This is a genomic window from Pseudoalteromonas sp. OANN1, assembly GCF_024124685.1.
GTDB lineage: Bacteria > Pseudomonadota > Gammaproteobacteria > Enterobacterales > Alteromonadaceae > Pseudoalteromonas > Pseudoalteromonas piscicida.
In genome coordinates, this window is sequence record NZ_JAMXSE010000038.1 from 1 (window position 1) to 21,126 (window position 21,126).

13 protein-coding genes are annotated in these 21,126 nt (G+C 43.0%); 11 read left to right on the plus strand and 2 right to left on the minus strand.

Annotation, left to right across the window (positions count from 1 at the left end):
- The first annotated feature begins 100 nt into the window (after nt 1-100).
- The 9 genes from NH462_RS22325 to NH462_RS22365 all read left to right on the plus strand — a co-directional run bounded on the left by NH462_RS22325 (nt 101) and on the right by NH462_RS22365 (nt 15,760).
- The gene (locus tag NH462_RS22325) at nt 101-877 is read left to right on the plus strand and encodes a hypothetical protein (RefSeq protein ID WP_253107777.1); all 777 of its coding nucleotides are present in this window, start codon (nt 101-103) and stop codon (nt 875-877) included.
- A 32-nt stretch (nt 878-909) separates the two neighbouring features.
- The gene (locus NH462_RS22330; protein WP_253107778.1) at nt 910-1,869 is read left to right on the plus strand and encodes a hypothetical protein; all 960 of its coding nucleotides are present in this window, start codon (nt 910-912) and stop codon (nt 1,867-1,869) included.
- Nucleotides 1,870-1,991: 122 nt separating this feature from the next.
- Nucleotides 1,992-2,948 (plus strand): hypothetical protein, encoded by a 957-nt coding sequence (locus NH462_RS22335; RefSeq protein ID WP_253107779.1) that lies wholly within the window; start codon nt 1,992-1,994, stop codon nt 2,946-2,948.
- A gap of 217 nt (nt 2,949-3,165) precedes the next feature.
- The gene (locus NH462_RS22340; RefSeq protein ID WP_253107780.1) at nt 3,166-5,676 is read left to right on the plus strand and encodes a DUF5666 domain-containing protein; all 2,511 of its coding nucleotides are present in this window, start codon (nt 3,166-3,168) and stop codon (nt 5,674-5,676) included.
- A gap of 317 nt (nt 5,677-5,993) precedes the next feature.
- Nucleotides 5,994-8,033 (plus strand): bifunctional 2',3'-cyclic-nucleotide 2'-phosphodiesterase/3'-nucleotidase, encoded by a 2,040-nt coding sequence (locus NH462_RS22345; protein WP_253107781.1) that lies wholly within the window; start codon nt 5,994-5,996, stop codon nt 8,031-8,033.
- A gap of 70 nt (nt 8,034-8,103) precedes the next feature.
- Nucleotides 8,104-10,272, plus strand: coding sequence for a DUF6359 domain-containing protein (locus tag NH462_RS22350; protein WP_253107782.1), 2,169 nt, complete (start codon nt 8,104-8,106; stop codon nt 10,270-10,272).
- A 278-nt stretch (nt 10,273-10,550) separates the two neighbouring features.
- Entirely contained in the window at nt 10,551-11,591 is a 1,041-nt protein-coding gene (locus NH462_RS22355; protein WP_253107783.1) for an efflux RND transporter periplasmic adaptor subunit, read from the plus strand.
- Between the two features lie 9 nt (nt 11,592-11,600).
- Entirely contained in the window at nt 11,601-14,717 is a 3,117-nt protein-coding gene (locus NH462_RS22360) for an efflux RND transporter permease subunit (protein ID WP_253107784.1), read from the plus strand.
- Between the two features lie 161 nt (nt 14,718-14,878).
- Entirely contained in the window at nt 14,879-15,760 is an 882-nt protein-coding gene (locus NH462_RS22365; RefSeq protein ID WP_253107785.1) for a patatin family protein, read from the plus strand.
- 242 nt (nt 15,761-16,002) lie between these two features.
- On the opposite strand, the gene NH462_RS22370 is transcribed toward NH462_RS22365, so the two are convergent.
- Nucleotides 16,003-16,833, minus strand: a complete 831-nt coding sequence (locus NH462_RS22370; RefSeq protein ID WP_010379092.1) for a S1-like domain-containing RNA-binding protein — start codon at nt 16,831-16,833, stop codon at nt 16,003-16,005.
- A gap of 2 nt (nt 16,834-16,835) precedes the next feature.
- On the minus strand, nt 16,836-18,167 hold the full coding sequence (locus tag NH462_RS22375; protein ID WP_253107786.1) for a DEAD/DEAH box helicase: 1,332 nt from the start codon (nt 18,165-18,167) through the stop codon (nt 16,836-16,838).
- A gap of 208 nt (nt 18,168-18,375) precedes the next feature.
- Here NH462_RS22375 and NH462_RS22380 point away from each other — a divergent pair, with 208 nt between their 5' ends.
- Together NH462_RS22380 and NH462_RS22385 are read left to right on the plus strand one after the other, a co-directional pair.
- Complete coding sequence (locus NH462_RS22380) at nt 18,376-19,359, plus strand: rhodanese-related sulfurtransferase (protein WP_010379088.1); 984 nt, start codon at nt 18,376-18,378, stop codon at nt 19,357-19,359.
- A 302-nt stretch (nt 19,360-19,661) separates the two neighbouring features.
- Complete coding sequence (locus NH462_RS22385) at nt 19,662-21,044, plus strand: NAD-dependent succinate-semialdehyde dehydrogenase (protein ID WP_253107791.1); 1,383 nt, start codon at nt 19,662-19,664, stop codon at nt 21,042-21,044.
- The last annotated feature ends 82 nt before the right edge of the window (nt 21,045-21,126 follow it).

The window sequence follows — 21,126 nt, forward strand, 5'->3', positions numbered from 1 at the left end:
CGGTCAACTGCTGATATCTCATGGTAGTACTGCTTGTTTCTTTGGCGAGAAGAGCGTACCACTTTCAGCAGTTGGCTTCCTCTTCTACGCGATCCCATGAGTGTCGCACTTATTATCTGAAATCAGGCTCTTGTTATTTAATATTATATTGTATTTTTTTACGGACGATATCACTAATGAAGGGTTAATTGATCTTTTTTCTGGTCGATTTTTATTTAACTTAGTTATTTCGCTTTTTTTTCTGAATATTTATCCATACTTTTTAAGAATGTTGGGGCATAAATATGCCTACTTCGATAGAGTTAAACAAACCGTTAGTTTTAGTTTTGATGTTGGCTCAGGCGAGCTGGATGAGTTTGGCAATCAGTGTTTTCCATGGCTGGATATAGAAGCAGAAATTTTTGAGCAAATTGGCGATATGGGAGTTCCACGTTTTTTTGTCCGTTTAGTGCACAAAGATCGTGATAAATACCCTATGGTAAACCTTCGTATGGATGTTGTGGGAATACAAAATTCAGCTATGTACTGCCATTTAAGGTGGGAGCTGATAATTCGACATATGGATAATACCAAACCACTACCAGATATTCCTATCTATGAGCTTGATAGAAGCAAAGATGATTTGACGAGGGAGTTTGATAAGCAAAACAATCGACCAAAGCTTTTTTGGGCTGGGTTTAGTTTGGGAGAGCAGAGTCGATTAAAACGACTTTATGAAGAAGACGCTGCAGATTTTAACTTCACTTACGGCCCTGAACGTGAGGAAATTGTAAAGCCTTGGTTAAAGTGGAAACCAGATCTGACTCAAGAGCAGGTCAACAAAAAGCAAAGCTTTATAAAAGTCTCGTTAATACAAATTTTAACGGGGTTGCCTTAACAGCTGTTACAGCTTTTTCAGGGAGGAAAATAGTGAATACACTTCAGAAAAATAGTTTCTTTAATCGATTTTTTAGCGAGCATAGCTTCAAAGGTGGGGTGAATAGAGAGCGGTGTGGGCTAGCGTTTTATAAAAAGTTTTACGATCCTAAGAGTGAAGTTTTCTTCAAGTTAAAGTCTAGGTATTTATATAAAGCAAAGGGTGGTGATATTCTTTTCTTTTTACTGTGTATACCAGGCGGGTTGTCTTTTTATTTTTGGTTTATCCTTGTTCTTAATTCACTTGTTGCATTATTTTCTGAAGAGGATTTTACGTGGTATATTGTCTATCTAATTCCTATATATTCTTTCTTCGTGGTTAACTTATTGGGGCTGTTCTATGACCGAATGCCTATTAGAGGCGCTTATTTTGACCGTATAGAGCAAAAAGTAAGTTTTACATGGAAAATAGGAAATGCTGAAGAGCTTGATGAGTTTGGCAATCCAATATTTGATTGGGATGACATAGAGTGCATAATTAAAAATGAGCTAGGTGCTTTAGGTTTGATGAAAGCGTTTATTGAAATCAGGCATAAAGATGTAGAACGTTACCCAAATGCGAAGTTGACATTATCAGTGAATGGAGATACATCAAACCCAGTACGATGTTTTATGGAGTGGGAGTCGATTGTTAGGCACATGGAGCAAGATAGAGCTTTACCCGATACACCGGAGTACGAGCTGTATCGAGAGTTGGATCCACTAACTAAGTCTTTTGATGAAAGCAATGGTCGACCAAAAGGCTTTTGGACACAATTTAGCCTTGAACAGCAAAGAGAAATTGAAGAGCAAATATTTCGAGAGGCTTTAAAATTTGACTGGTCTGAGGGCAAAGTTCAACCAGAAATTACAAGGCCATGGGAAGTATGGACCCCTGATCCCAAACGGCCACCCAAGCCAAGAGGTATGTTCACCATGATAATGTTACAGCTAGTATTTTGCTATCCGGAATAGGGTTTATAGTTATAGCTGGCTTCAAACTTGATGCCGACGACTGCCAAGTAAATCGCATGGAAGTGTGGTAGGGCGTTAATCATTACAAGTGCTTTCTAGTGGTTGACTAAAAGGAATTGGTGATGAAAAAGATTGAAGAGATGACTCAAGAGGAGTTAGATAAATATCTAAAGGAAAGAGCTAAGGAAAGAGAACGGTATTATCGAGAAGAAGCCACAGAAGAAGAGAAAAAAGTAAGAGAAGAAATACGTGAATATGTTGATAGAGAGAGCAAATACCTTATTAGTGGTATCTATTTTGAGGAACTATCAAAAGATCATCTCCATAACCAAAGCTATAAGGAACGCTTAGCCAAGGCTGAAGAACTAAACGGTTGTAAGTTTAAAGACGCAAAACCCTGTAAAGACAGATTTGCGCCGAGAGATGACTTTAGTGGTGTAAGTTACCCTAGCCAATGCGATGGTCGGGTTGTTTCGGTACCGCGCTCACCGGGATTATGGTCCCTTAGGCTACATGGGTTGGTATTGGGCCCTATTATTGGTATTTGTCTGCTAGGGGTAAGTATGACAGACGACAGTATGCCAGCTTGGCATTCATGGTTGGGGCTGTTTTTACTGACTGTATTCCCTTTAATAATGTACAAAATAGGGAATGCAATTCGTATTGTGGATGCAATCGAGTTTAACCGCCATACCGGACTGGTAAGAACGCCCTACACCTTATTCAGAAAGCCATTTTATATCCCCATAGAAGACCTAGAGTATGTTGTTGGTCCAGAAGTAAAAAATATGCGAGGCAGCGCATCGATGCAAACGGGTTACTTAAGTTGTAGAAAATACCCCGAGCACTATTGGTTTGGAAATCGTATTGGTATTGCGGGAGGTGGCGATACTCACGATTGGTCACAAATGAATAGGTTTATGGATATTACTCAACCAATCAACCGCTATTATTATAAAGCTATGGAGTATACGTTTAAGAAGAATAAGAATGCTCACGGCAATGGTCCATTTCCCGAGGTGATGAAAAAGTACTTTGATGCAGATGACTGCCAAGTAAATCGCATGGAAGTGTGGTGATACGAATTCTAAAAACTTTCATCTGCAGCTGCGCGGGTCTCATTAAGATAGTTATTTCAACAAGCAAACCAATTTAATATCAGTCTCCAATTAGGTGGATACCAAGGTACCAGTAATAAAGCGGGTATTCATTTTTGGCCGTCTAGAGTGCATGTTAAGTTTTTGTGGCAAAGCAGCTGCATGTACTAAATGAGCCAAAAATTTAGGAGATTATGTAATGGATAGAAAATGGTTATTACCATCATTATTGGCATCAAGTAGCCTTCTGGTCGCGTGTGGGGGCGGTAGTGATGACGATCCGCAACCTGGCGATAACACCGGAGCCAAAGGTTCAATAAAAGTCATTGTACAGGGCTTACCCGCTGGAGCCGAGGCAGACCTAACGTTAACAGGTCCATCAAGCTATAGCGAAGATATTTCTACTACCACTACACTCAGTGCGCTTGCTACAGGTGAATATAAGCTAACCGCTACCTCTCGCTCTGTAAATCAGGCGCTTTATCAGCCCAATGAAGAATCAATTACCGTTGATTTAAGCAGCAATGAGGAAGAAACAATCACCATTACCTACCGTACATCAGTAAGTGCACAGGGAACCGTAACTGGATTCGGCAGTGTGTACGTAAACGGTGTGCGTTATGAAACAACGCCAGAACAACAAGCAAATCTTAAAGTGGGTATGCAGGTAAATCTGCAAGGTAAGCAAGGCGCAGATGGTGATTTTGCAGTAGCTGATTCTATTAGCTACGACGCAACCGCTAAAGGTGTAGTGACGGCAGTCGACTACGCCAAACAAACAATCACTGTGTTGGGTCAAGAATTTGGTGTTGATAAGCGCACAAAGCTAGATATCGCATTTATTGAGTTAAATACGGGAGACTTCGTTGAGATCAGTGCGCTGCATCAAGGGCAGGGTCAATATATCGCTACCCGTATTGATGTTGAAGAACAAAGTGGCGAGTTTGAGGTTGAAGGCAAGGTTTCTGAACTAAATCTCGATGCCAAGACATTTAAATTAGGCGCGCTTATTGTCGACTACAGCCAAGCGTCAGAGGTCGAAGGCACGATAGAAAATGATGCAATAGTAGAAGTAGAGGCATCGAACTTGCCTGTAGAGGGCGTTTTACTTGCTGACAGCATCGAAGTTGAAAGCGCCAATTCAGCGCCTTCGGGAGCGGTGGCTAAATTCGAAGGAATAGTAACGCAAGTCAGTGATGAGGCTTTTGCAATTGGCGGCCATAATTTTACATTGAGCGACGAGACTGATTATAAGAAAGGCGACGATGACGACTTACAAGTCGGTATGCGTGTATTTGTACTTGCCGTTGTTACAGAAGATGATGGTTTGATTGCGAAAAAAGTACGCTTCGATAAACAGTCAGAAATAGAACTAACTGGTGTAATTGACGCAATTGATCTTGAAGCACAAACACTAACGGTATTTGGTAGCACCTATTTTGTGGATAGCTATACCCAGTTTGAAGATGAGTCAGATGCTGAGGACAACGAACTTAAACTTGAGAAGCTTAATATTGGCGATGTCGTTGAGATTGAGGCTTTTGGCTTTGAAGATGCTTATGTCGTAAGAGACTTAGAGCGCATCTCTGCGAGTGATTTTAATGCTCAGCAAGAGCATGAAGTTGAAGGAAAAGTTACTGCTGTGAATGCAGCTGAGCAGACTATCACTGTTGGTAAATTGGTCTTTGCCATCAATGGAGCAACCGAACTTGAGCTGGAGAGTGATGTTGATCTAACTGTATTTTTTGAAAAAGTGGCGGCAGGTGATATCGCGGAAGTTGACTATGTGATCCAAGGCGATGCACTTATCGCAACTAAAGTTGAGGTTGACGACAAGGACGACGACTTTGATGACCGAACTTTTGAATTAACAGGTAAGGTTTCGGACTTTAACCCTGTCGATGCAACTTTTAGCCTCAATGGTAAAACCGTATTTTTTGATGAAAACACCGAGTTTAAAAACGGCATATTTGTCAATGACGACTTCGTTGAAGTCAAAGCGATTCAGCGTGCCGACGGCTCAGTTTTTGCGCTTAAAATTGAAATCGAATCTGAAGACGGCATTGAGCTTGAAGTTGAAGGTAACGTCACCAACTTTGTCTCAGCGTCAGAGTTTATGGTGAATGGCATTTCAATTACCACGGATAACAATACTGAGTTTAAAGATGGCAGCCGTGAAAACTTAGCTGATGGCGTCTCTGTTGAAGTCGAGGGAGTGTTAACCCAAGATAACGTACTATTGGCTAAGAAAGTTGAATTTGATGATGACGATGCCGAAGAAGTAGAGATTGCGGGGTTTATCGAAGACTTAGTTAAGGGCTCTCCGTTTGATTATCAGTTCAATCTCGGCGCGCAGCGTGTTCAAGTTACCGCAAACACAGAGTTTAAGCATGGTAATTTTGAAAAGCTAGACAATGGTTTAGAAGTGGAAGTCGAAGGATACACCACAGATGGCGTGACAGTGGTTGCTAAAGAGCTGAAGTTTCAAGCAATAAAGTACGTAGAAGTTGAGGGGTCAATCACGCAAGTTGATTCAGCAACCATGTTTTATGTACTTGGCCAAAAGATTAAAGTGTCTGAGCAAACTCAGTTTGAAGATGGTGATCAGTCTGATATTGCAACGGGTAAAAACGTTGAAGTGGAGGGCTATTTAGTAACCGAGGATGGTGAAACTTATATTCAAGCAGAAAAAGTAGAGTTCGAAGACTAAATACTACTAAATGTTAAGCAAGCAATTAAAGCCTCCAATATGGAGGCTTTTTTGTATATTTATCACTTTAAAGCTAATTCACTTCTCCTGACTTAGTACCGTCATATTTCTAGCATTTAACTGCCATAAAACCTTAGCTTTCTTGACTTTTTTCCCTCGTATAGTGACACCCGCCACGCAAAACGCAACGGTTTATACTAACTCGCTGTGCTTCTTGGTTCGCTTCTATGAAGTGGAATAAGAAGAGACGTGAATTGGTATTACTGAAATAACTAAAGCATGCGCACGGGTATGCAAACAAAGTAAAGAAAGGACTTATGAAAACAAAACTACTTCCAATCGCACTACTGTGCGGTGCCACAAGCATTATTACTGGTTGCTCAGATTCAGATAACGATGTTGATATAAACGTGCCGAAAGGACCTGATATACCAAAAGAGGGCACAGCGGTGTCTTTGCGTTTACTAGAAACCACAGATTTGCATGCAAATGTATTGAACTACAACTACTTCTCAGACAAGCAAGATGACAAAGTGGGTCTAGTGAAAACCGCGGCGTTAATCCATCAAGCGAGAAGCCAAGTTAAAAACTCCATGCTAGTAGATAACGGCGACTTGATCCAAGGTAGTCCGCTTGGCGACTATATGGCGAAGATAAAAAACCTCAAAGAGGGAGAAGTTCACCCTGTTTATAAGGCAATGAACACACTAGAGTACGACGTCGCAAACATTGGTAATCATGAGTTTAACTTTGGTTTAGCGTTTTTAGACGAAGCAATTGACGATGCGAACTTTCCCTATATTAGTGCAAACGTATTTAAGGTTGATGGCGACGAAGATGAAACAAATGATGTTCCGTTGTTTAAGCCTTACCTAATTCAAGAAAAACAATTCTTTGATGAGAATGACAAACTTCAGGTGATTAAAGTCGGCTTTATCGGGTTTGTTCCACCGCAAATTATGCAATGGGATAAGGCCAATCTTGAAGGCAAAGTGATCGCTAAAGACATCGTAAAAATGGCAAAGCACTACGTACCTAAGATGAAAGCTGAAGGCGCGGATATTGTCGTTGCTATTCCGCACTCAGGCCTAGACGTGTCAGCCGATAAGCCAATGGCTGAAAATGCATCTTATGCTTTGTCCAAGGTGGATGATATAGACGCCATTATGTTTGGTCACGCGCATGCAAACTTCCCTGGTTCGGGCTACGCAGACTTAGCGGCACATGGTGTCGATAACGACAAAGGCACAATCAATGGCGTTGCGGCTGTAATGCCTGGTTTTTGGGGCAATCACCTTGGTGTAATTGATCTAGATATCCAATTTAAATCAGGTAAATGGGTGGTGGTTGACTCACAGTCTACGCTGAAAGCTATCTATGAAACGGATGAAAATCGTAACACCGTATCTTTGGTAGAAAGCGATGCGGCAATTGAAGCAGCGGTACATCGTGAGCATGCTGAAACTCGCGCATGGGTGAATGAGCCTTTTGCTAAAATTACCAACACAGTGAACAGCTATTTTGCGTTAGTGAATGACGATCCCTCAATCCAAATCGTGACAGACGCACAAGCATGGTATACAGCAAAAATCGTGCAAGGTACTGAGCTTGATGGATTACCTATTCTGTCTGCGGGTGCGCCTTTCAGAGCAGGGCGTGGCGGGCCAGATGACTTTACCGCAATACCTGCAGGTGATATCGCCTATCGTAACGTTGCGGATATGTACATTTACCCGAACGTACTTAAGGTGTTGAAGCTCAAGGGCAGCGAAGTGCGCGAATGGCTTGAAATGTCTGCAGGACAGTTCAATCAAATCACACCGAATACTGAAGGCGTTCAAGCGCTGATCAATCCAGACTTTCCTTCATATAACTATGATGTACTAGATGGTGTGACGTATCAAATTGATGTCACTGAGCCTGCACGCTACGCGGCAAACGGTGAAAAGGTGTCAAACGGTAACCGCATTAAGGCATTAAAGTATCAAGGTGAGTTAGTTAAGGATGACCAAGTATTCTTGGTAGCAACGAATAACTATCGTGCATCTGGTGGCGGTAATTTCCCAAATATTAAGGGAGATAAAATCGTCGTTGACTCGCCAAATGAGAACCGTCAGGTCGTTGCTGACTATATAACTTTTGTTAGCGACCAAAATGGTGCTGAAGGACTTGATCCGTCCGCCGATATGAACTGGTCATTTGCACCTGTGGTTGGCGCTAATATTGAATTCTTTAGCTCAACCAGTGCGAATGCTGAAACTTACAGTCAGCAATTTAATCATATTCTACCTACCGGCAAAACCGACGAAAGAGGTTTTGCACTTTATCAGCTGGATTTAACACAACCGCTGAACTAATACACTACGCCGCCATATTTTGGCGGCTTTTTTATTGCTTCTTTTTATAATTTTCAACGGGATTTGACGAATGAAACAAGTAAACTTCAAGCTTTGCAGCGTAGTTTTGGCTGCAGCTATATCCACATCTGTATTTGCAGCGCAGCCGTATGACTGGAATAACCACATTCCAGTCAAAACACCAAGCACAAACAACAATGGTAAGACAGTATTATTTGATGTGTCACACGGTGGCGTCGAAGGAAATGCCGACTGGGTTATTGATGGTGCGTTTTCAGACTTTGCGGATGCATTAGTTAATGAAGGATATACCGTAAAAGAATATCGTGGTGTTGATTTAAACAATGACGGCAAGATTAGATTCTTTGACGACCGAACCTCTCAAAGCAATCAAAATGAAGCGGTTATCAGCTACGATGCGATTAAAGATGCCGATGTCTTTGTATTGGCAGAAACTAACCGTCCTTTCACTCAATCAGAGCAAGCGGCGTTATTGCAGTTTGTAGCGGATGGAAAAGGGATATTTTTTATTGCAGATCATTATGACGCGGATCGTAATCTAAATACGTGGGATGCCACTGAAGTCTTTAACGGCTACAACCGCTCAGATCTGGCTAAGTATAATCTAGGTGGTGAGTACGGTGACTGGCGTAATCCAAAATCAGCAGACATGGGATGGCTTGCAGAAAATTTTGGGGTCCGCTTTCGCTTTAATGCCGCGGATTACAAACAAGGCGTAAGTGGTATTGAGTCTGCGAGCAAAACAGAAGGGATCACACTCGGAGTTACTCCTGTTTTGATGGCCGCCGGCGCGACGCTTGCGATTGTAGATGAACAAAAAGCGAAAGGCTTGGTTTATTTTTCACCTTCAGACACACCAGCTAAGTGGCGTCATGCTAAAGATGATGGACTTTACTTTGGTGGTAGAAATGAAGGCCCGTATGTTGCTATCTCAAAAGCTGGGTTAGGCAAAGCCGCATTTATTGGTGATTCTTCCCCAATTGAAGACGCTACACCTAAGTACAAGCGTCAAGATAATGGCAATAGTAAAAAGACGTACCCTGGCTGGACAGACAGTGGTAATGCCGCTGTACTTTCGGTCAATATCATCAACTGGCTAGCGACTCCTGAGTCGTATCAGTACTTTGATGGTACTAACGGTCATGCAAGCGGTGAAGTAACACCTGTGCCAATGGCGCCGCAAGAAATGTCTGATCCAAACAATGGTCAGCCATGGGGGACGCCTGCATCGGGTTTTGATGCGTGGAATACAGATAGCTATAAAAATAACTCTTTCAATGCGCCTTATGGTTCAGGGCAAACCAACCCAGATCCTAATCCCGATCCAGAGCCAACTCCTGATGGCACGATTTCTGTAGCACAGGCCCTTGCTGCTTCTACTGGGTCTAAATTTGCTGTGTTAGGTAAAGTGACAGCCGAAGTAAACGGCATCTATGGCCTACTACTCTCAGATACTGCCAATGCATCGTTAAGTATCAACGTAAAGCTTGAATCTGCTCAGCGCAGTGACTTTAACCCGCAACTCAATCCTGAGATCCTTGGTCAATCAGTTATAGTGACTGGTACTCGAGACAGTTACATGGGTGAGGCTGGTATTCGTTATGTAAGCGATATTCAGATTGCACCAGTGGCATTGTCGGTTGAGCAGGCGATTGCAACCGCCGAGGGCAATGAAATTGAGCTTGTTGGGCGTGTTAAATCTGCACTTAATGATATCTATGCTTTAGTACTTGAGGACAGCCAAAATCCAAATCATACGATAAATGTTAAACTTGAAAGTCACCAGCGTGCTGCATTTAGTCCGCAGCTTAATCCATCCATTCTTGATTCTACTTTAGTTATCAAAGGTGTTCGCTCATCGTATATGAGTGCACCGGGGATACGAGAAGTCAGTGAAATACAAACCGTTGGTACAACGACAGAGCCATCAAGTGATATGAGTGTTGCTGACGTATTAGCGCTGAATAATGGCTCTGCAGTGGTAGTCAGTGGCAAAATCACGGCTGCTGTAAACGATATCTATGCGCTTGAATTAAGCGACCCAACAGTTGCTGGCAACAAGCTATATATTAAGTTGGAATCAGCTCAGCGCGATGCATTTAGTCCCAAGCTTAACCCGAGTTTGATTGGTAAATCACTGAGAGTTGAAGGGATTAAAAATGACTATATGAGTCATCCCGGTGTTCGCAATGTTACTTCACTTGTATTGTTAAATTAAATCATTGTAATTGACCCTCCTTAAAGTAGGCATAGCGACGTTTATGTCTACTTTATTCTAAGCGTTATTCCTGTATATTCTTTGTTCATTCATTATTTCACAAACTACACTTTTGAGGTTATTTACCTAGTTTGGATGGTAATGATTTTTATTTGTGTTAGTGTGTCGGCGTTATAGTGACATAAACTCGCCAGCTGCAATGCTTCGTCGAGATCAGTAGGTGCTATTGCATAGTGTTTACTGAAAGGAATAGTGTTTTTAACTTTGGAACAAACTACATGAAATGCGTTTGCTTAATACTCTCTCTTTTATCCTTTAACCTTTATGCTGCAGCGGTCAACGTTGTGGTCACTGATGTAAAGCAACAACAGCTCGAACGAACATTGTCTTTAACCGGCTCAATTAGTGCAGCACAACATGCACAAGTGTCAAGTTTAACCGATGGTGTAATCACTAAGATTTCAGCTGAAGCCGGTGATATTGTTGAGGTAAATGCTGTACTACTGAGTCTCGATGCAGCCTTAGTAAAAGCTGAGCTAAAAAGTACAGAAGCGGCACTTGAGCGCGCCAAGGTCGAACGCAACAATGCGATAAGGTTGGTAAAAGAGGCACAGTCGCTGTCGCAGCAAAAATTATTTGCGCAAACAGAGCTTGCTGACAGACAGGCTAAGTTACAAGCATCAGAAGCCTCTCTTTTAGAAGCACAAGCTAAGATAGCTTATCAGCGAGAGCTCGTTAACCGCCATCAATTAAAAGCGCCTTTTTCGGGGATAATAGCAAGGCGCACAGTTAATTTAGGTGAGTGGGTGACGCGCGGACAAACGGTGTTTGAGCTAGTGAGTAGCGATATTCTGTGGCTCGATTTGCAAGTACCACAAGAGTACTTTCAGCTTATTAATCTCGGCCGTGTCGTTAATTTTAGCGTTGCAAGCGCGCCAAGCGTGCAGCATCAAGCGCATGTATTGGCAAAACTTCCCGTCGTTGACAAAACCAGTCGCTCGTTCCTATTAAGATTGGCAATCCCAAAAGGTGCGCAGTTGCGTGTCGGCGCATCGGCTACGGCAAAACTGCCGCTAATTCGAGCACAAGACCAAAGCGTGATTATTCCTAGCGATGCGATTTTGCGTCATCCCGACGGTGGGTTCAGTGTCTTTGTGGCCGTTGACGGTCAAGCAAAGCGGTTAAACGTTGAAATTGGTGAGCGAATTAATGGTCATATTGAAGTTTTATCTGGTTTAGAGATAGGGCAACAAGTGGTGGTTGAAGGCAATGAGTTACTGCAAGAAGGTCAGGCATTAAACATTGTACCGGGATTATAGGAGCGGGTGATGTTAAGAGCCAGTGTAAATCACGCCATTTTAGTTGCTGTCACGGTATTGATCTGTTCGATCTTGGGCATTGTTGCGGCGTTCAAAATTCCGGTGCAAATGATCCCAGATCTTGAAGTAAGAACCATCACTGTGGTGACCAATTGGCCCGGTGCCACGCCACAAGATGTTGAAAAAGAAATACTTATAGAGCAAGAAAGGTATCTTCGCTCACTTGCGAATCTAACTCGCATGTCAAGTTATGCCAATACTGGTGAGGCAGAGATAGAACTTGAGTTTCCATTTGGTGTCGACGTCAACGAAGCGCTTATAAACGTGAGTAATGCGTTATCTCAAGTGCCAAATTATCCTGAAAACGTTGACCAGCCGGTGTTATACAGCAGCGCGTTTTCGAGCAATGCCTTTATGTTTTTTAATCTAAAGCCACAACCGGGAAATCCACTCAATCTTGATATCGATATGCTTCGTGATTATGCCGAAGACTTTATTCGTCCAGAAATGGAAAGAGTCAGTGGAGTATCTCAGGTTGGTGTGCGCGGTGGTGCACTCTATCAAGTACAAATTTTGGTAGATCAAGAACAATTGGCGAGCCGTGGAATTAGCTTAGTTGACGTTAGAAATGCAATACGCAGCCGTAACCAAGATGCCTCAGCGGGCGATATAGACAGTGGTAAACGGCGTTATTTACTGCGTATGGTTGGCCGTTTTGAGTCAGCTAAAGCGCTAGAAGAGCTGGTAGTCAGCCACCGTGCGGGTACCACAATTAAGCTTAAAGACATCGCTCAGGTAAAGCTTGATCATTATGAAGTGCGCGATATTGCCTATAACAATGGCGAGCGAGCTTTAATGCTCTCGGTGAGACGAGAAAGCGGCTCTAACGTGATGGCGATTAAAGAAGAAATGATGGAGGTAGTGGCTCGCATCAATCGTGACATGCTCGCAAGTAACGGACTACAACTGACGCTATTGAGCGATGATGTTCGTTACGTTAAAGGATCTGTTGAAAATGTTTGGACTAATTTAGCGCTAGGTGCGGTGCTTGCGACTCTGGTGATGTTTTGGTTTTTAAAGAGCCCACGCTCGACCTTTATTGGTGTGATGGGCGTTCCAATTTGTACCATCGCGGCATTTTTGGGTCTGTTGCTATTTGACAGAACGATCAACGTTATCTCCCTAGCCGGTGTCGCGTTTGCCATTGGCATGACGGTTGATAACACCATTGTTGTACTTGAAAACATAGAGCAAGCCAGACGCCGAGGTCTCGACAAACTTCAAGCAGCTATTACCGGAGTTCAAGAGGTATGGCCTGCGGTGCTCGCTTCAACCCTGACCACAGTGTTGGTATTCGCACCTATTTTATTTATTCAGCAAGAAGCCGGACAGCTTTATTCCGATGTAGCAATAGCTATTTCAGCTGCAATTATCGCTTCTATGTTGGTGGCCTTGTTTGTGGTGCCTGCGGCAAATGCAAATTTTGCCTGTAAGGAGATCTCCAGTGGCATGTTGTCTACGCCAAAGCTGCCAACGTTTATTCCGGCGATGTTATCAAGTCCACGTGCTCGCATAGTGTGTATTGTATTCGGTAGTGTGTTGTTACTCGGTGGGGCGTGGTTATTTATGCCTAAAGCCGAATATTTGCCAGAGGGAGAGGAGCCAAAAGCGTTCTCTATGATGATAGCGCCTCCGGGCTATAACCTCAGCCATATGCAAAAAATTGGTGATGAACTACTTCCTTATTTAAATAAGCATTTGGAAAACGATGACAGCGATTTTGTATCAGGTAAAACGTCGTTGCCACCTTTAAAGTATTATTCGATGTCTGTTGGTGTTGGTAGCATTTGGCTATTAAGTGAACCATACAACCGTGAATACATCGATGAAATGATGGAGGCAATCACGACCAAGTTTAGAAGCTACCCAGGAATGCGCGCATTTTCTTCACGAGGCTCGATTATCTCAAGTAATGATGGCGGTTCAAGAGCGGTGGCTTTGGATATTAGCGGTACAGATCAAACGGCGCTCTACCGCGCGGCAGATGCAGTGTATCGGTTAGCGGGGGAGGTCTTTGATAATCCACAAGTGGATTCTGCACCATCTTCTCTGACACTTGACCAACCGCTAATAGAAATCCAACCAAGGTGGCAACGGTTGGCTGAAGTGGGTATGAGTGCTGACGAACTCGGCTATACGGTCGCAGCCTTGAGTGACGGCGCTTATGTTGACGAGTTGATTTTAGACGATGACAAAGTAGACGTCTTTTTATTTTCTGAGTCGGGTAATCAGCAAAGTCTTTCGCAATTAGCGCAATCTCCGGTTGTCACTAAAGCTGGTCTGATCCCGCTGAGCGCTTTGGTTGATCTACGAGAAAAAGCAGACAGTGATAGTTTGCGCCGAGTTGATGGTCGCAGAACCGTGACTGTATATATTATTCCGCCAAGAAATGTTGCGCTAGAGGAAGCGCAGGAATTAGTAAGAATGGAATTATTACCGCAGCTTCAGAGGCAGGGCGATCTGCTTCCTGGTGTCAATGTGAGTATCGGTGGTGCTGCCGATCAACTAGACAAAACCAAAGAAGCGCTGGGCAGTAATTTTATCGTTGCATTAGCGCTGTGTTACTTATTACTTGTCGCAATCTTCAAGCATTGGGGCTATCCGCTATTTATTATGGCAACAGTGCCGCTTGGCATGGCTGGAGGCTTACTTGGACTAATTGCTATTAATGGCATTGGTAGCATAACAGGCACTTTCCACCAGCCTTTTGACATGATAACCATGCTTGGCTTTTTAATCTTGTTAGGGACTGTGGTTAATAACCCTATTCTGATTGTCGATCAAAGCCGAAGAAACCTTGAGAGTACCGCGATGAGTGTTTACGAGGCGGTGATCTCAGCACTACAAACGCGATTAAAACCGATTGTGATGTCAACGATGACAACCCTATGCGGTCTTGCGCCATTGGTGTTTATTCCAGGAGAAGGATCTGAGCTTTATCGAGGCGTTGGCATGATAGTGCTTTGTGGTATTGCTATGGCAACTATCGTCACACTCACCATTTTACCCGCGCTATTAGTCAGCTTTTTAAAACGGCCGGTAGAGAGTTCCGTAAGCAAACTTTAACCATATATTAATCACACTGTGGATATTATGAATGCCTTGCTTGAACGTTTCTGTTCAGCAGGGCATTTTTTATTGCTAAGTTGTATGGAAGCTTGAATTTCTAGGTTTTGCCCTCAGTAAAATAAGATGCGTACAGGTTTATATAATAAAAAGAGCACAACATGACAAATAACATACGCTCTGCAATTATCGCTGAGGGCGGAGGTCAAAAAGGCATTTTTACAGCGGGCGTGCTGGATGCTTTTCTTGAGAAAAAGTTTACGCCTTTTGATTTAAAAGTGGGTGTCTCCGCGGGTGCACAAAACCTCGCGGCTTATTGTGCTCGCGCAAGTCAATATGCGCAAACTGCTATCGAATCTCTGACGACGGAGCAGCAGTTTTTCCGTCCCGCGCGATTTTTTACCGGTGGTAATGTCATTGACTTGGATTGGTATTTTCAACAAGTAGAGCACAGCGGCAAAGTACGCTTTCCAACTGAGCCTAATCACCTCACGCCGGAAAGTAACTTTTATGCGGTTGCAAGTCACTTAGACTCGCTTGAGCCACATTATTTGCATACCTGGCACGATAACATGTTTACCCATTTAAAGGCTTCTAGTGCAATCCCTTTTTTATATCGTCCAGGCGTTAAAGTTGCGGGTCACGGCATGATGGATGGTGGTGTAGCCGATCCTTTACCCGTACGCTGGGCACACAGTCAAGGGGCAAAGACGATTTGGGTGATCAGAACCATTGAGGCACATGACGATGGCAAAATGCCAGTGCTTGAGCGCTTAAAGCCAATCATGCGACGCGTTAATCAATCTCCTCGAATGTTTGAAATGTATCATCACTATCAAAGTCGTTATGCCGATGCGGTTAACTTTATGAATTCACCACCAGAAGATGTTAACGTCATTCAAATAGCGCCCAATAGACCACTGGAATCTATGATTTTAGGCTCAAGCCCAAAGACCTTAAAGTCAGATTATAAATTGGGATTTGAACTTGGATTAAAAGCGGTAGATAAATGGCGAGATATGCTTGAAGTAAGTGTAATGTAACAAGCAAGTCTCAGGTTGAGACTTGCTAAGTAACCTGAGCTGCGGATAATTAATGCCTTTCTAGCAGCCAGTTTTAGCGCTAACTGCGTTGAATTCACTTCCAATAGCCAGCTATTGGTGCGTAAATTCGCCTTGTTTTCCCTAAAACTCTCTGGCTAGACAAGGAAAAAACTAAGTTGTTCTTTAGCAACAATGAGTTGGAACATTCCTTATCCAAACCTCAGGTTAAGTATTATGTGCGTTTAAGACTTGCGAATTGAAATAGAAGTCGCTTCGATATCAATTCGGCCATCTTTAAACAAACCACCGATGGCTTTTTTAAAGTTAGCTTTAGAGGTAGAGAAAGTACGCTTGATTGCGTCAGGATCTGACTTATCGCCTAGCGGTAAATAGCCCCCACTTTCTTCGAGCTTGCTATAAATGATTTCCGCAAGGTCTTTAACCTTACCAATACCCGGCTTTTCTAACACGATATCAATCTTATCTTCGTCATGGACTGCTTTTACAAAGCCCTTCATGCGCTGACCAATATACATCCGCTTAAATACATCATTGAAAAAGACCAATCCAAAGTGTTTTTCATTGACTATCACTTTATAGCCAAGATCGGTTTTTGCCGCGACGATTAGGTCTACTTCTTCGAATTTTTCGTACTCGGCTTTTGATTTACTCAAAAATTTACCCAACGCACTAGACGCACAAATACGCTTACTGGCGTTGTCTAGGTAAAGCCTAACCAAATAGCTATAGCCGTCGCGCATTTTCGGTTTTTGTTCATTGAAAGGCGCTAACACGTCTTTTTCAATACCCAAATCCATAAAAGCACCAACCTTATTGATCTCTTTTACGCGAAGCAGGGCAAACTCACCGACTTGTGCAAGTGGCTTTTTGGTTGTTGCCGTTGCGTGTCCCAAGTTATCTAAATAGATAAATACTTCAACAGAGTCACCTTCTTCGGTGTGCTTTGGCACCTCTGCTCGAGGAAGAAATACGTCACCAAGCTCACCACCGTTTAAATAAGCTCCTTCCGCGGTAAGCTCTTCAATGGTTAACATTTTGATTTGACCTAACATGATTATTCCTCGTCAGTTTGTGGTTTTGGTTTGCGACGCATCGGCATAGTACCGTCAATATCAATCGGTGGCGGGACCACTTTTCTCGGTTGTGATTTTTTCACCGGCTTTTTCTTAGGTTTACTTGTTTGCTTTGGCGCAGACTCTACAGGGCGATTTTTACTCTGCTGCGGCTTTTGCTTAAGCCCTTTGAATTTACCAACAAGACCAGGGACTTCTTCAAAACGTAGTGGTTCATCAAGATAGTTTTTGATTGCCACATAGCTATCCCAATCTTTAGGACCAACAAATGAAACCGCTGTGCCTTTAAACCCTGCACGTCCCGTACGACCGATACGGTGGACATATTCTTCTGCCTGCTTAGGCAAGTCAAAATTCATAACATGGGTAACGGAGAGCAAATCGAGACCACGAGAAGCAACGTCTGTGGTAACAAGTACTTTATAGATACCACGGCTGAAGCTTTCCATAATGTCTAACCGCTTATTTTGCGGCATATCGCCCGACAGCGATACCGCCTTAATCGACATTTCATTTAGCAGTTTGCTTAATCGGTCTGTGTCGCCACGAGTTGCGGTAAAGATAATGCACTGTCCTACGTCATCTTGTGTGATGAAGTGCTTAAGCAGCGCTTCTTTATGATCTAAATGATCGGCAAAGTAGAGTGCTTGCTTAATGTCTTCATGCTGCTGGTGGGCATTGCTTAACATAATGCGCTTTGGCGATTTAAGTAATTGACGTGACGATGCTTCAACTTGGGTATGGTCTAGCGTGGCTGAAAATAGCAGCGTTTGTCTTTGGCGGTGATCCGCAGAATCATTAATGACGTCCAACTGTTTTTCAAAGCCAAGGTCAAACATACGATCTGCTTCATCAAAAATAAGCAGTTCAAGACCGCCTAAAAATAATGAACGATTTTCAACGTGATCGGCAATACGACCAGGAGTACCCACCACAAAATGCGGGTCGCGGCGTAGCGCTTTTACCTGATCATTGTAGTTTTCACCACCCAAAATCTTACAGACTTGAATATTAGTGCCAGCACACAGTGCACGACACTCAGAGAATACTTGAGTCGCGAGTTCACGAGTTGGAGCTACGATAACAACGCGAGGATCGCGTTTACTCAGCGCTTTTTGTTTCATTACACGCTGTACGGCAGGCAGCAAGAAGGCTAGGGTTTTGCCAGAGCCTGTTTTAGACTGCGCAAAAACATCGTGGCCAGCTAGAGCCGTTGGGATGGCATGCGCTTGGATCTCGGTCGGTTCCGTGATCCCTTGGTGAGCCAGTTGTTGTTCTAGGCGCGTATCTATCCCAAGTTCAGTGAATCTCAAGTCAATTTCTCCAAGTCTTGAATTTTAAAAACACGAGATTATACCAAAGCATAGACGCTATCGGATATAGAATTTGTGTTTTTTGCATTTTAATCAAAAATCCGTAAAATACGCGCCTCAGCGCCGGGTTTGCGACTCGGTTTTCGTGCTTTACACATCGTCATGCTTAATGTGTAAGCTAATCAAAGCTTAAATCTAGGAAAATACAATGTCAGAACAATACGTTGTTTGTGCTATGTACAAGTTTGTCTCTTTACCTAACTATCAAGAGATAAGACAGCCACTTCACGATGTGATGGAAGCGAATGAAGTTCGCGGTACGTTACTACTTGCCGAAGAAGGCATTAACGGTACCGTTGCCGGTAAACGTGAAGGCATTGATGCGCTACTTACATGGTTAGACAAACAACCGGGCCTTGATAACATCGTTTATAAAGAGTCGTTCGATGAAACTTGCCCTTTCTACCGCACTAAAGTAAAGCTTAAGAAAGAAATCGTGACCATGGGTGTGCAAGGTATCAACCCTAAAGAAGTGGTTGGTACGTACGTAAAACCACAAGATTGGAACGCATTGATTTCAGATCCTGACGTTGTGCTAGTTGATACGCGTAACGACTATGAAATCGAGATCGGTACGTTTAAAAATGCCATCGATCCTAAAACCAAGACTTTCCGTGAGTTCCCTGAGTGGGCGCAAAATAACTTAAACCCAGAAAAACACAAAAAAGTGGCGATGTTCTGTACTGGCGGGATCCGCTGTGAAAAATCGACAGCGTATATGAAAGAGCAAGGCTTCGAAGAGGTTTATCACTTGGAAGGCGGCATTCTAAAATACTTAGAAGACGTGCCAAAAGAAGAAACCATGTGGGAAGGCGAGTGTTTTGTGTTTGATAACCGTGTTGCTGTCGATCATGATTTAAACAAAGGGTCTTATGATCAATGCCATGCTTGTCGTATGCCAATCACGGAAGCAGAGAAACAACTCGAAGAATATATGGAAGGGGTGTCTTGTCACCACTGCCACAAAGACTTAACAGAAGAGCAAGTTGCACGATTTGCTGAGCGCCAAAAGCAAATTGAACTGGCGAAGCTACGCGGCGAAGGTCATATCGGTCATGAAGCACAGGATGCTATTCGTAAGCGTAAAGAAGAAAAGCTAGCGCAAAAAGAAGCGCAACGTCAAAAGCGCTAAAGGTGCATTGTACTAAGAATACATAACAAGGGGACCAGATGGTCCCTTTTCTCTGCTAAACTTTCATTGCAAGCTATTTGCGCAAGCGCCATTCGCTCTGCAAACTTTTCATATTAGGTGTGTAGCCTTTTCTAATTCACGTATTCAAATTCTTTTAAATCTAATTCTGAAATTAAATTAATTCATAATAATCAATGGGATATTCATTATTCTCAGATTGGTGTCTTCCTTGCTTATTTAAAGGCTATCGCTGTAAATCTAAAAATTGATTTACGCCGTTAAATTTTTGAAGGAGCTTTATGATGTCAAATACGGTAACCACAATTAATCCTGCGACAGAGCAACCCGTTAATGAATATACGTTAATGAGCTTGGACGAGGCGCAAAAGTCGGTGGACTTAGCCAATGATTGTTATTCATTTTGGAAGAAAACCACATTTACGCAAAGAGCACAAAAGCTAAACAGGCTTGCTGACTTAATCGAGGAAAATAAATCCAAGTTAGTCTCACTGATGACCGAGGAAATGGGCAAGGTGACGGAGCAGGGTGAACAGGAAGTTTCTTTGTGTGCTGAAATTTGCCGATATACCGCTGAACATGGCGAAAAAGAATTACAGGATGAGCATCGGGTATTTGAGCAGGGACACGCCATTATCACTTATCAACCAATAGGCGTGATCTTAGGAATACAACCTTGGAACTTTCCGCTTTATCAGGTTATCAGATACAGTGTTTCGAACGTGATGGCGGGTAATACCACGGTAATGAAACATGCCTCAAATGTATTTGGAATGGCTAAATTAATTGAAGAGTTGTATTTAGAGGCCGGTTTTCCAAAAGGTTGCTATCAATCACTGTTAATTGATGGTGAGACAGCAAGCGAATTGATAAAGAATCCATATATTCGCGGGGTTACGTTTACCGGAAGCGATAAAGTAGGTAAACAAGTTGCAAAACAAGCTGCTGAGCTCTCTAAGAAAACCGTCCTAGAACTTGGCAGTAACGATGCCTTTGTGGTGCTGGCAGATGCTGATATTAATAAAGCGGTGTCCGCGTGTATTCAAGGTCGTATTGTCAACAACGGTGAAACCTGCGTTGCAGCAAAGCGCTTTATTATCGTTGATGAGATTTATGATCAATTTAGAGAGGCTTTTGTGGCTGGCTTTAAGCAGCTTAAGGTGGGAGATCCAAGCGCAGCAGACACCGACTTAGGTCCAATGGCGCGTAAAGATCTACGCGATGAATTACACCAACAAGTCGAAGAATCGGTTAATGCGGGTGCAAACTGTACACTTGGTGGAGAAATTCCAAAGCAACAAGGCTTTTATTATCCAGTCACCATTTTGGAAGACGTTAAACCCGGTATGCCAGCTTATGATGATGAACTATTTGGCCCTGTAGCGTCGCTGATCCGTGTGAATGATGAGGCTGAGGCAATGATGGTAGCCAATGATTCACGCTATGGTTTAGGTGGCGGCATTTTTTCTGAAGACACTCAACGTGCAACAGAGCTTGCTATCAAAGAGTTTGATACTGGCATGGTGAACATCAATGGCTATTCGTTGGCACAACCAAATTTGCCGTTTGGTGGTGTTAAAGACAGTGGTTATGGTAGAGAGCATGGTGGCTTTGGGATCAAAGAGTTTGTTAACGTGAAAACCGTGATGGTCGCAAGCGCTGAATAACGCTAACCGCTCCTGATGTTAGCTTTTACGCTGGAGCCAGTAATACTGGCTCTTTGCATTTTAAATTGGTTATAATTCGCGT